14 protein-coding genes are annotated in these 14602 nt (G+C 54.1%); 1 reads left to right on the forward strand and 13 read right to left on the reverse strand.

Features of this window, described 5'->3' with window-relative positions; genetic code table 11:
- Window positions 1–39 precede the first annotated feature (39 nt).
- From AC0YOA_RS25410 to AC0YOA_RS25425, 4 genes are all read right to left on the reverse strand, one after another.
- A complete protein-coding gene (locus tag AC0YOA_RS25410) occupies window positions 40–843 on the reverse strand; it encodes a hypothetical protein (protein WP_475789008.1) in 804 nt (267 codons plus the stop codon).
- 163 nt (window positions 844–1006) lie between these two features.
- Entirely contained in the window at window positions 1007–1441 is a 435-nt protein-coding gene (locus tag AC0YOA_RS25415; RefSeq protein WP_475789009.1) for a CoA-binding protein, read from the reverse strand.
- Window positions 1442–1491: 50 nt separating this feature from the next.
- The gene (gene aroA, locus AC0YOA_RS25420; protein ID WP_475789010.1) at window positions 1492–2784 is read right to left on the reverse strand and encodes a 3-phosphoshikimate 1-carboxyvinyltransferase; all 1293 of its coding nucleotides are present in this window, start codon (window positions 2782–2784) and stop codon (window positions 1492–1494) included.
- Between the two features lie 42 nt (window positions 2785–2826).
- On the reverse strand, window positions 2827–3345 hold the full coding sequence (locus AC0YOA_RS25425; protein WP_475789011.1) for a shikimate kinase: 519 nt from the start codon (window positions 3343–3345) through the stop codon (window positions 2827–2829).
- 152 nt (window positions 3346–3497) lie between these two features.
- Here AC0YOA_RS25425 and AC0YOA_RS25430 point away from each other — a divergent pair, with 152 nt between their 5' ends.
- Window positions 3498–3800 carry a hypothetical protein gene (locus tag AC0YOA_RS25430; protein WP_475789012.1) on the forward strand — a complete coding sequence of 101 codons (303 nt, stop codon included), beginning with the start codon at window positions 3498–3500 and terminating at the stop codon, window positions 3798–3800.
- Here the strand turns inward: AC0YOA_RS25430 and gndA are convergent.
- The 9 genes from gndA to AC0YOA_RS25475 all read right to left on the reverse strand — a co-directional run bounded on the left by gndA (window position 3797) and on the right by AC0YOA_RS25475 (window position 14472).
- Window positions 3797–5215 (reverse strand): NADP-dependent phosphogluconate dehydrogenase, encoded by a 1419-nt coding sequence (gndA, locus tag AC0YOA_RS25435; protein WP_475789013.1) that lies wholly within the window; start codon window positions 5213–5215, stop codon window positions 3797–3799. The two genes, AC0YOA_RS25430 and gndA, sit on opposite strands and share 4 nt — an antisense overlap.
- A gap of 296 nt (window positions 5216–5511) precedes the next feature.
- Window positions 5512–7104, reverse strand: a complete 1593-nt coding sequence (locus AC0YOA_RS25440) for a gluconokinase (RefSeq protein WP_475789014.1) — start codon at window positions 7102–7104, stop codon at window positions 5512–5514.
- Window positions 7105–7270: 166 nt separating this feature from the next.
- Window positions 7271–7867, reverse strand: a complete 597-nt coding sequence (locus AC0YOA_RS25445; RefSeq protein WP_210039954.1) for a hypothetical protein — start codon at window positions 7865–7867, stop codon at window positions 7271–7273.
- Window positions 7868–8104: 237 nt separating this feature from the next.
- Entirely contained in the window at window positions 8105–8866 is a 762-nt protein-coding gene (locus tag AC0YOA_RS25450) for a DeoR/GlpR family DNA-binding transcription regulator (RefSeq protein WP_210040020.1), read from the reverse strand.
- A gap of 47 nt (window positions 8867–8913) precedes the next feature.
- Window positions 8914–10389 (reverse strand): rhamnulokinase, encoded by a 1476-nt coding sequence (locus AC0YOA_RS25455; RefSeq protein WP_475789015.1) that lies wholly within the window; start codon window positions 10387–10389, stop codon window positions 8914–8916.
- Entirely contained in the window at window positions 10386–11606 is a 1221-nt protein-coding gene (gene rhaI / locus AC0YOA_RS25460; RefSeq protein WP_475789016.1) for an L-rhamnose isomerase, read from the reverse strand. The genes AC0YOA_RS25455 and rhaI overlap by 4 nt, the downstream gene beginning before the upstream one ends.
- 27 nt (window positions 11607–11633) lie before the next feature.
- On the reverse strand, window positions 11634–12014 hold the full coding sequence (locus AC0YOA_RS25465) for a sensory rhodopsin transducer (RefSeq protein WP_475771458.1): 381 nt from the start codon (window positions 12012–12014) through the stop codon (window positions 11634–11636).
- Window positions 12015–12051: 37 nt separating this feature from the next.
- Entirely contained in the window at window positions 12052–14121 is a 2070-nt protein-coding gene (locus AC0YOA_RS25470) for a bifunctional aldolase/short-chain dehydrogenase (RefSeq protein ID WP_475789017.1), read from the reverse strand.
- Window positions 14122–14271: 150 nt separating this feature from the next.
- Entirely contained in the window at window positions 14272–14472 is a 201-nt protein-coding gene (locus AC0YOA_RS25475) for a hypothetical protein (protein ID WP_210039949.1), read from the reverse strand.
- Window positions 14473–14602: the final 130 nt, after the last annotated feature.

Below are 14602 nucleotides of genomic sequence, written 5' to 3' on the forward strand. Positions count from 1 at the left end.
ACCCGCTGGTCCGCCGCTTCTTTGGTATTGGCCTGCCGTTTAACGCTGAAAGCCGCCAAAGGTATTTTGTGCGCCCTGGAAGGAGCTTGCTTGCGAGCCAGACGAATAACCAAGCCTGGAGAGAACCGGACCCGAATTCGAGACCGCGTTGGTGGCTTGGTATACTGGGTTTTGAGAAGTGTGCGCATTCGCCTGCGAGAAGTTGTTTTGGCTTTGCAGGTTGGAGCGGAAACCAAATTGGTTTTGCGGTTGATTGAATTGATTCTGGTTGAATTGGTTTTGGTTCATTTGATTCGTTGCGGCCGTGTAGCCTACATGCGAGATCACTGGTTGCTGCTGCATTTGGTTCGATTGATTGAACTGGTTTTGGTTCGATTGATTCGATCCTGCCGTGTAACCGGCATGCGAGATCACCGGTTGCTGCTGCATTTGGTTCGATTGATTGAACTGGTTGCTTGAATTGGAGCGGAAATTTTGATTGGCACTGTAGCCCCCAGTATGGGAAATCACCGGTTGGGATTGGTTGGCTTGGTGTGAAGATCCCATTGAGGAAAACTCAGTGCTAAATTGGTTTTGCGGTTGGTAATCTTGGTTAGCCGTGTAGCCTACATGAGAGATCACAGGCTGGTTTTGATTTTGGTTACGGCTTTGATTCATTCCAAAGCTGTTGATTTTGGAAAAGCCTGCGCCTGAAGACATCCCTTGGTTTTGCTGCTTTGGCTGTCCTTGATATTGGGATTGAACATACCCAAGTGGCTGGAAGCTGTTCCGGCTGCCTTGGTTGCTAAACTGCTGTCTGAACTGACTGTTTTGAAACCCGCCTTGCTGCGACATCGAGTTCACGTGTTGTCCTCCTTGGAATAAAAAAATGTCGACCTCCGGATGCCTTATAGGCTGCACCTTCCAAAAGCCTTTCTTATTGTGGGAGAGACTGGCGTGAATTATGAATATGCAGCCCGTATAAATAATGGGCGGGTTTCAGGAAATTACCAGAAGCAAAATCTGCTTATGCCTTTGTTTTTCCATGCGGCAACAGTAAGGAATCCTCCACTTTGATACAGCGGTCCATAATGACCTTCAGTCCAGCGCGTTCCGCGATTTCGGCTGTCTCGTCATGGTAAACGCCCAGCTGGAGCCAGATGACTGCTGCCCCGATTGCTGCAGCCTCAGCCGCAATGGGCGGAGTATGCTCGCTGCGCCGGAATACATTGACCAGATCCACTTTCTCCGGGATATCCCGCAAGGAAGAATAGGATTTCTCGCCCAGAATGGTATCGGCATTGGGGTTGACCGGAATGATCCGGTAGCCTTTGGCCTGCATCGCCTGCGACACCAAATAGGATGTGCGCTCGGGATTATCGGATAAGCCAACCACTGCGATTGTATTCGTTTGTTCCAGAATTTCCTTGATTTCCTCGCGTGAAGGGTTTTCAAATGCCATAAGAGATACACATCCTTTGGTTATATTGGTTTATAAATTTTTCGTATGGTCTATTCGATCCATTCGACATTGGCTCCCAGAATCTTCAAATGGTCAAAATATTGCGGATACGATTTGGCCACATGATGAGCATCGCGGATGCGCAAGGGCTGCTTGGCGCGGAGTCCGACAACAGTGAGCGCCATAATAACCCGATGGTCATAATGAGCGTTGATTTCAACTCCGCCCTCGACACCCTCGGGACGGCCATGCACGATAATTTCGCTTTGACGCTCCTCGACATTCGCCCCGGCCTTGCGCAGCTCGTTCAAATAATCCGTAATTCTGTCGCATTCCTTATAGCGCAGATTCTCCACATCGTAGAAACGCGAGGTTCCTTCCGCGAACACAGCGGCCGCCACCATGGCGAGCACCGCGTCGGTGGCTTTATCCCCGTCAAACTCAACTGCCTTGAGCTTGCCGTTGCCCTGAACGCGGACAACCCCGCCCTCATGGGTCAAAGGAACCTCCATAGCGCGGAGCACATCGACGATGGCGCGTTCTCCCTGCTTGCTGTGCTCCTCCAGCCGGTGCAGCGTAACATCGGACTGGGTTACAGCAGCCGCTGCAAGAATAGCCGCAGAGCCGGGGTAATCACCCTGGACGACGTACTTCTTGGCTTCATAGCTTTGTCCTCCGGGAATGCGGTAATACATCAGATCATCGCTCGCTTCAATGACGATGCCCGCCTGCTCAAGCACTTCCAGCGTCTGTCCCACGACGACCTTGGATTTCAGATCATGCAGCACCTCGATTTCGCTGTCTTCCGCAAGCAGCGGCGTCAGAAACAGCAGCGCGCTTAAATATTGCGAGCTTACACTGCCGGAAACACGGATTTTCCCGCCCTTGGCCGCTCCTCCGCGAATTGTGATGGGAAGACGTCCCTGATCATGCCGGACCTCTACGCCCAACTGCCCCAGAGCATCAATCAGATCGTCATGCGGACGCTTGCCGAGCGAATCCGGATAACGGTTAATGAAGGTAACATCCGGGCACAGGGCGGCAACCGCCATCAGGAAGCGTAGAACAGCGCCCGCATTTCCCACATCCAGCTCTTTGACATCCTTCGGACTGCGGCCGAAGCCCGTAATAATCATCTTCTCGTCGTCTTCTTCGATGACCGCGCCCAGATCCCGGATGCAGCGGCGCATGGCATCGCTGTCCTCGCTGTGGGCCGGATAGTAAACCGTGCTCGTTCCTTCCGCCAGCGCCGCAACGAGCAGGTAGCGGGTGGTGTAGTTTTTGGATGAGAGCGCCTGGATTTCTCCATGCAGTTTAGGGGTTGGGGTTACGAGAACGTCCATCTTTGAAATCATGCTCCTTTATTTAAGTTGGGTGGTCTATTGCTATTGCTGCAGGAAGGCTACGATCTTGTCCACCACTTCATGCGCATTGAGCCTGGATGTATCAATGGTCAGATGGGCAAAATCGTAAGCATGCTTGCGATCCTCCATAAGCTGGTTGACCCGCTGCCTCAGATCTCCCTGCAGGAGAGGACGCGAAGCGTCCTGGCTGACACGGGAAATGATCTGTTCCGCGTCCGCCGTAAGCGCCACCACCAAAGCGGAATCAAGCATCAGGTCACAGTTGCGGGGGGCCAGCACCGCACCTCCGCCTGTTGCGATGACCTTCCTCTCCTCATGGCTGAGCACATCGGCCAGCGCAGCCGTTTCCGCCTCCCGGAATGACGCCTCGCCGCGATGCGTGAAGATTTCCGGAATGCTTCTTCCTTCGCGGCGCTCAATCTCTGCGTCCACATCGATGGTCTCACAGTCCAGACGCCTGGCCAGCAGCTGGCTGACCGTTGACTTGCCTGTCCCCATAAATCCGACCAGTACAATATGGCCTTGCTGCTTGTCCGCCATTCGTTAGCACACCTTCTTTATTTGCTGCAGATTGATTTTACACATGTTTGCTTATCATATCATTATTAGCGCAGATCGGGTATAAAAAAGTTCATCCTGCCGTAGAGATGATAATACCGCTATTGTTACCAATTATGCAAAGGAGGACGCCTATGGCATACAACCGGGAACCGCATCTTTCGCTTGGACCTATGGGGCACTTGTTCAATCCCGATTATCCGCTTTGCCGTGAGGATGTGGTATGGATTTTGGAATTTATGAAAAAGAAAGTGGCTGACGAAGCGCCTGAATTACTCAGCCTTCCCCAGCCACAGCTATTAAAAATATTTCAATCCTTCTCCGAAGCCTCCATGATTCTGATCAAGCAGCGCAGCGGCTGCGGCCCGGAAGGGGACAGACTGCGGAGCTGCCTGATTGAAGGCGTTCTTGGCCTCTATCCTGCAGGCACCAATTAATCGTGCAGGTGAAGCCAGTCAAAGTGGAAGGAGCCTTCCTTGTCCACACGCTTGAAGGTGTGAGCGCCAAAGTAGTCGCGCTGCGCCTGCAGCAGGTTAGCCGGAAGACGGGCGGTACGGTAGCTGTCGTAATAGGCCAGCGCGCTGGAGAACGCCGGAACCGGAACGCCATACTGAACCGCGGCGGCAACGACATCGCGCCACGCGCCCTGATACGATTCCACAATTTCCTGAAAGTAGGAATCCAGCAGCAGGTTGCGGAGCCCCGGCTCACGATCGTATGCATCCTTGATGTTCTGCAGGAAACGGGCACGGATAATGCAGCCGCCACGGAAAATCATGGCGATGTCGCCGTAGCGCAGATCCCAGCCGAACTCTTCGGAGGCGGCGCGCATTTGAGCGAAGCCTTGTGCGTAGGAGCAGATTTTGCTGGCAAACAGCGCCTTGCGGATTGCTTCGATGAACGCGGTTTTGTCGCCTTGGAACGGAGCGCTTTGCGGGCCCTTCAGCCGTTTGCTGGCAGCCACGCGCTCTTCCTTGAGGGCAGACAGGAAACGCGAGAATACGGATTGGGTGATGATCGACAGCGGGACGCCAAGATCAAGCGAGCTTTGGCTAGTCCATTTGCCAGTACCCTTCTGGCCGGCTTCATCCAGAATGACATCCACCATCGGCTGCTTCGTTTCCGGATCGTATTTGGAGAAAATATCAGCTGTGATTTCAATCAGGTAGCTGTCAAGCTCGCCTTTATTCCATTCGGTAAAGATGCTTTGCAGCTCCTCCGTCGAAACGCCCAAAACATTTTTGAGCAGATCATAGGCTTCGCAAATCAGCTGCATATCGCCATATTCAATTCCGTTGTGAACCATTTTGACATAGTGTCCTGCGCCATCAGGTCCGATGTATGTACAGCAAGGGTCGCCATTGACATGCGCGGAAATTGCTGTAAGGATGGGTTCAACCAGTTTATAGGCAGATTCCTGGCCGCCCGGCATGATGGACGGTCCTTTCAGCGCGCCTTCTTCGCCGCCGGAAACGCCTGTGCCGATAAACCGAATGCCTTGTCCTTCCAGATCCTTGCTGCGGCGCTGGGTATCAGGGAAAAAGGCATTGCCTCCGTCGATGATAATATCGCCTTCGTCCAGATGAGGGACAAGCGCGTCAATGGTAGCGTCCGTACCTTTGCCGGCTTGAACCATGATCAGAATTTTGCGGGGGCTTTGCAGTGATTCGACAAACTCCTCGATTGTAAATGTACCCACAAGATTTTTTCCGGCAGCTTCCTTGAGAAGATCGTCCGTTTTTTCGCGTGAGCGGTTGAAGACCGAGACAGTAAATCCTTTGCTTTCAATGTTGAGCGCAAGGTTTTTGCCCATTACGGCCAAACCAACTACACCAATTTGTTGTTTAGACATTGTGGTTTCCCATCCCTTATCTCATTTATAGTTGAGCTTCTATGCGTCTGCTACAGCCTGTCCCCGAAAGGGTTGGATTGTAACGCTTACGCACACAGTACTTTTATTTTACTCTTTTTGCAAGGGAATGAAAACCGGCGCCAAAAAAAATCGGATTTATGGACCAGACGGGCTCTATCAGGGCCCGACTTTACTGGCTTCGCTGCGTGATATGGTCCGATAGCCGGCATGGCCGCACGAAGACGCACGCCGGAAGCGGCATACGTCAAGAGAACGCCGGTCCGCCCCGCGCCGGATTATTCGCCGCGCTGGTAGGCGGCGATTTCCGCAAAAGCGGGAGCGAGTGCGTTGTACAGCGAGCGATAGACCGGGAACAGGCGGTCATAGACGGCCGCCGCCTGAGGGTCCGGATCGCGGCGGTCAACGACCTCGACCGCCGCTGCAAGCCCGCGCAGGCCGTGCGGAGCCTGCCCGAGCGCGAACTGCGCCAGCATTGCGGCGCCGATGGCCGAAGCGTCCTCGGTGTCCGTGAGGGTAACCGGACAGCCGAATATATCGGCCATCATCTGCCGCAGCGCGCCCGAGCGGGCGAAGCCGCCCGAGGCGCGGATTTCCCGGAGCGGTCCGCCGCCGGAGCTTGCGGCGACCAGCTCGGCCACGGCGCGCAGGCCGAAGAGGATACCCTCCAGCGTGGCGCGGATCATATGCCGCCTGTCATGGTGAAGCGACAGGCCGATGTAGACCCCGCGCGCATTCTCGTCCCAATGCGGCGCCCGTTCTCCCGCCAGATGCGGAAGGCTGAGCAGCCCTTCCGCTCCTGGCGGCGTTTCCATCGCGAGCGCAATCAGCTGCTCGTATGGATCAATTCCCTGCCCGGCCGCCGCAGCCCTTTCGGCCGGGAACAGCTTGTCGCGCAGCCAGCGCAGCACCACGCCGCCGCTGTTTACAGGCCCGCCGGCGATCCACAGGGAATCCGCCAGCGGATAGCAAAACAGCCGTCCTTCGCGATCTGCAGCCGGCGTATCCAGCGCGATGCGCACGGCGCCGCTCGTGCCGATTGTGACAGCGGCAATCCCGCTCTCGACCGCTCCCGCGCCCAGATTCGCGAGCACGCCATCCGCGGCGCCCACGATGACCGGCACGTCTGCCGGCAGCAGCATGGCATCCGCGGCGGTCTGACGCAGTCCCTGCAGCACATGCTCCGACGGAACAAGCTGCGGCAGCCTGTCGAGCCCTACGCCGGCAAGCTGCAGAGCCTGCTCATCCCATTTGCGGTCCTCCAGGTGATAAAAGCCCGTTCCCCCGGCTACGGACTCGTCCATCAGATAAGGACCTTCGAACCAGCGGTGCAGCACAAATTCCTTGATTCCGATGAAGCAGCGGGCGGAAGCGAATATTTCCGGTTCGTTGTCGCGGAGCCACAGCAGCTTGCAAAGCGGGGTCATCGCATGAACGGGGACGCCCGTCCGCATCGTCAGTTTTCCGGCTTCCCCGCTGTCTCTGAGCTTCTTCGCATAACCGGCCGCTCTTAAGTCAGCCCATGTCACACAGGGCGTCAAAGCCTCTCCAGCCCCATCAACTGCGATTAATCCATGCATGGCCGAGCTGAATGTAAGGCAAGCCACCTCGTCTGCCTGAATACCGCCCTTGCGCATAACCTCCCGGATTGACCGTTCCACCGCCTCGGCGATCAGGCCGGGGTCCTGTTCGAAATGTCCCGGATGGGGCTCGAGCAGAGGGTATCCTTCTTCCGCCCTGGCGCGGATCGAGACGCCTTCCTTCGATGCCTGCGCGCCTTTATAGCGGTCCGCGTTCAACGCCAGTACCTTGGTGCTCGTCGTCCCGATATCGACGGCTATAATAATCTTACCGGTTGCATTCCTCACCATCCGTCTCTCCTCCCGCAGCAAGCCAAAAAGCACTTTTTGCTATCGTTACATTGTAAAACATGCGGGCAAGCCGTGTAAACAATGGAACGGGCGGCATGCAAAAATAAGCCTTTTGGCGCGTAAGCTCCAAAAGGCTTATTTGAATGGGAAAGCTCCAATCCTCTTTCTATAATTCAAGCTGTATCATCTCAATCCTCAGCGACTGCAGCCGCTCTTTGGAAAGCGCCGCATCTTCATCGCGTTCCTCTTTGATCGCCTCATGCAGGACCGAAAGCTCATAATCCAGCTCATACCTCAGCACAACCGCCCGTTCTTCCGCACGTTTAGACTGAAAAGCCTGAATCATTTCTTCTACAGTGACCAATGGTTTCTTCTGGTAAATAATCCGATGCTCCATCCCGGACACCTCCACAAGTCGAATGATTTCGCCGAACATGATGCTTTCAATCACGATTTGGCGGTCCTTAAAGCGCTTAACAACCGCATGACCACGGGAATCGTTAATCAGCTTCTCAAGCAGCTCCGACAGTTTCTCATCCTTAATGATATAATCGCCGATGATTTTGTAACGGTTGCGCACTCTCTGAAACCGGAGCTTCACAAGCTTGCGCCCGCTGCGTACCGATATGAGAAAGTAAACGTCCGACTCGCTCCAATACAGCGAATAACCCTCCTGTATCAAATCCCGAATCAAATTCTGGATTTGCCGCCGGTCAAAACGCAGCTCCAGGTTGCAGTACTCCACTTCATGACTCTTGTTCATCGGCAACTCCTCCCCCCAGTGTTGATCCGTTGACGAAATGTTCTGAATATTCTTTCTTAATAACTATCTTATACTCCATCTTATGTTATGGCAACTTGGTTTATTGACTATTTTTAAACTTGTACCGCAAATTTGAATAATAAATTTCGATACCCTGCATGATTTCCCCAATTTTAAAGACAGGCGCCCGGCCCCATTCGCATGAGGTTGCGGCCGCCTGTTCAAACTTGCGTCTTGCTAATGGCTGATCGTCACTTTAATGCCCTGCCCGGTTAAAATACGCAGTACCTCCGGGTCGGCCCGGTCATCTGTAATCAGATGATCGATTTGTTCACAGTCAGCGATGTGGGAGAACGCCCGAACGCCAAATTTGCTGTAATCGACTAGCAGGTATACTTCATCAGCCAAACCGATCATCTTCCGTTTCACCGCCGCTTGCAGCTCGCTGGATTCGCTTATTCCCCGCTCGGGATGAATGCCCTTGCCGGAAATAAAAGCCTTGTTCACGTGGTACTGCTCCAGGTTGCTCTCTGCGAGAGGCCCTTGATAGGACAAGGAGCGGGGTGAAAGGATTCCCCCGGTGGAGAAGACCTGAATCTTCTCCTTCCCGGCGAGCTCCAGCGCTACCTTGATCGAATTGGTCAGAACAGTCAACGGGATATTCGGAAGCTCAGCCGCCATATAGTATGCCGTGGTGCTTGCATCAAGCGCAATTTTGCTGTAGGGCTCGATTTGACCGACCGCTTCGGCAGCAATCCGTTTCTTCTCCGCTGCGTTCATAACCTCACGTTCAAAGTAAGGAATCTCGGCCTGCGCATCCTTCACGCTCATGGCGCCGCCGTGACTGCGCTCAAGCTTGCCGGTTTGCTCGAGCCGGTCCAGATCGCGCCGGATCGTCTCTTCGGTAACGCCGCACAGCTCGCTGAGCTCGCTCACCCGGATACTGCCCCGCTCATTGACGAGGCGGATGATTTTTGCATATCTTTCGGCTACCAACATAAGCTTCAGTCCAATCCGAATAGTAAAAGCCACGGGCTTTATTTCCATTATTGCAGACCTGTGAGCTCCCGCCAAGTTCCGTATTGTTCTTCCCAGATACCGGAGTCATCCGGTTCATACACGTTGACAGCAAAGGATTCTCCGATCAGCTTGCGCGCTTCGGCAATATCAGCAGCTTCACCGGAAGCGATAAACTGGACGGCAAGATTGCCCAGCGCGCTGCCTTCCGCAGGTCCTGCCCATACGGGCTTACCCAGCGCTCCCGCCGTAAAGCGGCAGAGCATTTCATTCTGAATGCCGCCGCCAACCATATGCAGTCCTTCATAGACCGTCCCGCTCAGTTCTTGCGTTTTCTCCAGCACATAACGGTATTTCAAGGCAAGGCTCTCCAATACGCAGCGGACAATCTCTCCATCCGATGCCGGAACCGGTTGACCGGTCCCCCGGCAATACGCGGCAATTTCCGAAGGCATATGCGCCGGATTCAGAAACCGCATGTCATCCGGATCAATCAGAGAGCGGAAAGGCTCGGATGCAGCTGCGCGTCCAAGCAGGTCAGAGTATGCCAGCTTGCTGCCGCCTTCTCTTTCCCATGCCCGCTTGCTCTCTTCCAGCAGCCATAGACCCATGATGTTCTTAAGCAGCCGGTACGTCCCGTAAACACCGCCTTCATTGGTGAAATTCAGCGCACGCGCATGCTCGCTCAGCACCGGCTCAAGAACTTCGGTACCCATCAGCGACCAGGTTCCACAGCTCAGATAAGCAAAGGACGGCTCGAGTGCCGGTACCGCTGCGACAGCTGATGCTGTGTCGTGCTCGCCAACCGCAATCAAAGGGATTGCGACGGTGCCAAGCTCCTGCGCAACGGATTCGCTTAAAGCTCCGACAGCCGTGCCCGGCTGAACCGGAGGCAGCATAATCGCCGGATCGATGCCGATCGCCGTCAACAGCCGTTCATCCCAAAGCCCTGTTGCGGGATTGAGCGCCTGCGTAGTCGAGGCATTCGTGAATTCGCTGTGCATTTCACCGGATAGGAAGTAGCGCAGCAGATCAGGGATCATAAGCAGATGCTTTGCCTGCGCAAGCGACAGATTCCCGTCCCGCTTCATGGCATGGAGCTGGTACAGCGTATTAAAAGGGAGAAATTGAATCCCGCTGCGCGCGAATATCTCCGCTTCCGGCACGATTTTCAGCACCTCTTCGATGGCTGTCGAAGTATGGCCGTCCCGGTAATGATAGGGATTGGCCAGCAGCTCGCCATTGCTGCCGATCAAGCCAAAATCGACGGCCCAGGAATCAATGCCTATGCTGCCGATTTGCCCGTCCGCAGCACGCCATGCACTGCGGATACCCTGTTTGATTTCGTGATACAGCCTTAAGATGTCCCAATAGAGACGCCCGCCAACCTGTACCGGCTCATTCGTGAACCGGTGCACTTCCCGGATGACGATCCTGCCCTCCTCGATCCATCCCAGCACTGCGCGTCCGCTGCCTGCGCCAAGATCGAACGCGAGCGCCTTCACCAGCTCGCTCCGCCTTTGCCGCGATGGGCAACGGACTCATAATAACCGCTTTCCCGAAAAGCCTTCATCGGATCAAGGGGCAGATTCTGCTCCTCGCGCACCGCATGCAGGAGCGGCGTTACATCGAACTCGAACGCACTGCGCACTGCATCCTCGGCAGCCATGACATCCTGCGCTTCCTGAGCCGCATGCACCTCATCCAGATTGATCAGCAGAGCTTTGGCATACTGGGTCTGGACATTTAATACGGAACGGATCATCGCCTGGATTTTCGGTTCGATGTTGTGACATTGATCGATCATATAGGCAATATCGTCGGCACAGCCGCGAATGCCGCTGTTCGCGTCATTCGCCGCTTCAAGAATCTGATAGAAAATAAGAAATAATTCATAAGGATTAATCGCACCGACAATCAGATCATCGTCCGCATATTTGCGGCTGTTGAAGTGGAAGCCGCCCAGTCTTTGCTCATCCAGCAGGTAAGCGACAATATGCTCCACATTGGTACCAGGCGCATGGTGGCCGGTATCGACGAGAACAGAAGCCTGTGCGCCGAGCTTGCCCGCCAGATTGTACGCCATGCCCCAATCGGCAAGATCCGTATGATAGAAAGACGGTTCAAAAAATTTATATTCGATCAGCATCCGCATATCCGGCGTCAACGCCTTGTACATCTCGGCCAACGCTTCATGCATCCACGCTTTGCGCCTGCGAATATCGGCCTGACCCGGATAGTTCGTGCCGTCCGCAAACCAGAGGCTGAGATCGCTGGAGCCTGTGGCTTTGGCGATTTCTACACACTCCAGAAGATGATCGGTCGCTTTGCGGCGGATAGCGGCATCCGAGTTGGTTACGCTGCCCAGCATATAATCCTCATCCTGAAACAAATTGGGATTAACGGCTCCGATTTGAAGACCGAGACCCTCCGCATGGCTGCGGAGCTTGTCGTAATCGTCCACTTTATCCCAAGGAATATGGATAGCTACCGACGGGCAAAGGCCTGTCAGCTTCTGCACTACGGCAGCATCATCGAATTTCTCGAACGGATTGCGGGGAACGCCGACCTTCTGGAACACTTTGAAGCGGGTTCCTGAATCGCCGTAGCCCCAAGAAGGTGTTTCAATACGAAGGGATTTCAGTTTTTCCTTGGCCTTGTTTATGTCGATGCCGCGACTCTTCTGCTGCTCTTCGAATAAAGCATAGGCGCGATCATTCATGGTAAGTATCATCCTCTCATTCCCGGACTATTGGTTATCTCTTACCGGATAAGCCATCACCGACATTAAGGCGTTGGCCGGCTGTGTCGCATCAAGTCTGCTGTATTGGACATAAACGGGAATATCGCTCATGACTTCCATTGCATAGGGAACACCCTTGGGGATGCTCTCAGAGCCGCTTCTGAGCAGCGCAGTGCGCTGATGAAGCGTCCGCTTGGCCGGAACCAGCACCGTAATGCCTTCCAGCGGTTCACGGTCTTCAAAATAAACGTTGACGATCAATTGCGCGTCCATATGATTGGTATTCAGAACACAGATGGATTCGTGGCTCTCAAGCTCCCCGCTGCTATGCGGTGGAATGTAACCGTCCGGGATCACCCATAATGTTTCGCCTTTTTTTGCAGCCAATGCGATTTCCTCCTTGTAAGAAAAGCGGATAGTTGAATTAGCGTGTGAATGCCGCCGGCACTCCGCCATCGATCGTCAGCATGCAGCCCGTTGTTTTGGCTGATTTCGATGAGGCGAAGAAAGCTACGCCCTCGGCGATGTCGGAAGGATAGATGTTCACAAGCAGTGTTGTCCGGTTGCGGTAGTGGGCTTCCAGCTGATCCGGCTCGATGCCGTATGCCGCAGCGCGCTCATTGCGCCAGTTGGAATTCCAGATTGCAGATCCCTGAAGAATGGCGTCTGGAAGAATAGTGTTCACTCGGATGCCGTCCGCTCCGCCTTCCGCTGCGATGCAGCGTGCAAGATGCGCTTCAAGCGCTTTGGCCGAGCTGTACGCCGTAACGCTTTTGCCTGCAAAGATCGAGTTCTTGGAGCCGATAAATACCATGCTGCCGCCAATGCTTTGAGTTTTCATGGTTTTGAAAGCTTCGCGCGCAACAAGGAAATAGCCGGTTCCCAGCACGTTCATGTTCAGATTCCATTCTTTCAGCGATGTTTCCTCGAACGGGCTGGAGGTGGCAAGCCCTGCGTTGTTCACCAGAATGTCCACCCCGCCGTAATACAAGGCGGATTCAGCGAAAGCGGCTATTACCTGCTCTTCGCTCGTCACATCCATCTTCACGGCGAGAGCGCGGCCTTCGCCATGCTTGGCGTTAATATCGTCCGCAACCTTCTGCGCGCCTTCAAGATTGAGGTCGGCAAGCACGACATGCGCGCCTTCCGATACCAGACGGCGGGCCGTTTCGCTGCCAATTCCGCCCGCTCCGCCGGTAATGAAGGCGATTTTGCGGGAGAATTCGGTTTCGGCAGGCGCAAGCGTCAGCTTGTACAGCTCAAGGGGCCAGTACTCTACATTATACGACTCATTTTCGCTGAGCGAAACAAAGGAGCCAAGTGCTGTCGCGCCGCGCATAACCGCAATGGCACGGTGATAAAGCGCACCGCTGACCTGAGCATTGGCGCGGGATTTGCCAGTGTTGAACATGCCGATGCCCGGGATCAGAATCACGCGTGGAGCCGCTTCGAACATGACGTCGCCTTCGTTCTTGTTGCGTTCAAAGTAAGCTGTATATTCTGCTTTGAATGCGGCAATACCTTCTTTTACGCTTTGAATCAGTGTTTCCCGGGTTCCTGATGCCGGATCCCATTCAATGTACAGCGGCGTCATTTTGGTATGAACCAGATGATCGGGGCAGGCTGCGCCAACCTGGGAGAGCTTTGCCGAATCGCGGCCATTGACGAACTCCAGCACATCAGCCTCATCATCGAAGACGGCCAGCATAGGCTTCTCCGCGCTGACTGCGCCGCGGATCGTCGGCATGACGGCAGCAGCAAGCTCGCGTCTTTTGCCAGCTTCCAGAGAGCTGTAGCGCGCGCCTCCGAATACGGCGTTCTCATCGATGCGGCCTGCGATATATTCCTCCGCCTCGGTAATGATTTGCAGCGTTTTGTTGTAGGCTTCCTCAGAGGTTTCCCCCCATGTTACCAGACCATGCTTCTCCATCAGCACAAGCTCGGCTTTGGGGTTGGCAAGCACCCCTTCCGCGATCATTTTCGACAGGGTAAAGCCGGGACGGACATAGGGGACCCAGACGAAACGGTCGCCGAAGATTTCTACTGCCAGCTCGCGGCCATTGTCGGTACAGCACAGGCTGATGATAGAGTCCGGATGAGTATGATCCACATGCTTGAAAGGAAGGAAGGCGTGCAGCAGAGTCTCTATGGATGCGCGCGGGTGCTTGCTGTCGATCATGCAATTCGCCAGATAAGCGACCATGTCTTCATCGGACATGCTCTCAAGCTCGAATAATGGACGGATATCCTCCATGCGCAGAGCCGTGAAATTTTTCGCTTTCATAGAGGCCAGATCGGAGCCGCTTCCTTTGACATACATGACTTCGACATCGCGGCCGCGGAAATCCTTCACAACCGTCTTCATTGATGTATTGCCGCCGCCCCAGTTGCATACGGTCCGGTCAGTGCCGATCAGATTGGAACGGTAAACAAGTTCTTCGACGCCGCTTTCAAGTGCAGACGCTTTTTGAGATTCCCATAATGATTTAGCCATGTTTTGTCATCACCTTTGTTTTTGATTGTTTTATTTTGTTTGTGTTTGTTTTTATGGTATCACAGCTTTGGTTTTCTGTATATACAAAAATAAGGCATATTCGCGATAAACGAATATGCCTTATTTTATAGAGGTACCGAAGTAAATCCGCTATACAAACCACTGGTTCAGAATCAACCCGAATGCAACAGCGCTGACCACCGCTCCGGCAAAACTGAACCAGCCTGTGCGGATTTTATGCTGAAACATACGCAGAATCCCGAAGCTCAGCAGTGAAAAGATAAGCAGGATGAATATGGCTCCCGTGGCAAACAAACCACCGGATATGGCACTGATATCTCCAACTGTCAATTCGACCACTCCTTTTGCTTTTTCCGACCATTAGCATCTATTATAAGCGATTGATCCGGCTTTTTTCCACCTGCCGCCAACCTGAAGATGGGACAAATTATTGACATTTTACATGCTGCTTCACCAAAGC

This window comes from Paenibacillus sp. JT22N12, from assembly GCF_056269365.1.

Excerpts from the sequence above, each read along its gene's own strand:
- AC0YOA_RS25415 (WP_475789009.1), bottom strand. The coding sequence starts at position 1,441 with ATGGCATTTGAAAACCCTTCACGCGAGGAAATCAAGGAAATTCTGGAA.
- aroA (WP_475789010.1), bottom strand. The coding sequence starts at position 2,784 with ATGGACGTTCTCGTAACCCCAACCCCTAAACTGCATGGAGAAATCCAG.
- AC0YOA_RS25425 (WP_475789011.1), bottom strand. The coding sequence starts at position 3,345 with ATGGCGGACAAGCAGCAAGGCCATATTGTACTGGTCGGATTTATGGGG.
- AC0YOA_RS25430 (WP_475789012.1), top strand. The coding sequence starts at position 3,498 with ATGGCATACAACCGGGAACCGCATCTTTCGCTTGGACCTATGGGGCAC.
- gndA (WP_475789013.1), bottom strand. The coding sequence starts at position 5,215 with ATGTCTAAACAACAAATTGGTGTAGTTGGTTTGGCCGTAATGGGCAAA.
- AC0YOA_RS25440 (WP_475789014.1), bottom strand. The coding sequence starts at position 7,104 with ATGGTGAGGAATGCAACCGGTAAGATTATTATAGCCGTCGATATCGGG.
- AC0YOA_RS25445 (WP_210039954.1), bottom strand. The coding sequence starts at position 7,867 with ATGAACAAGAGTCATGAAGTGGAGTACTGCAACCTGGAGCTGCGTTTT.
- AC0YOA_RS25450 (WP_210040020.1), bottom strand. The coding sequence starts at position 8,866 with ATGTTGGTAGCCGAAAGATATGCAAAAATCATCCGCCTCGTCAATGAG.
- rhaI (WP_475789016.1), bottom strand. The coding sequence starts at position 11,606 with ATGAATGATCGCGCCTATGCTTTATTCGAAGAGCAGCAGAAGAGTCGC.
- AC0YOA_RS25470 (WP_475789017.1), bottom strand. The coding sequence starts at position 14,121 with ATGGCTAAATCATTATGGGAATCTCAAAAAGCGTCTGCACTTGAAAGC.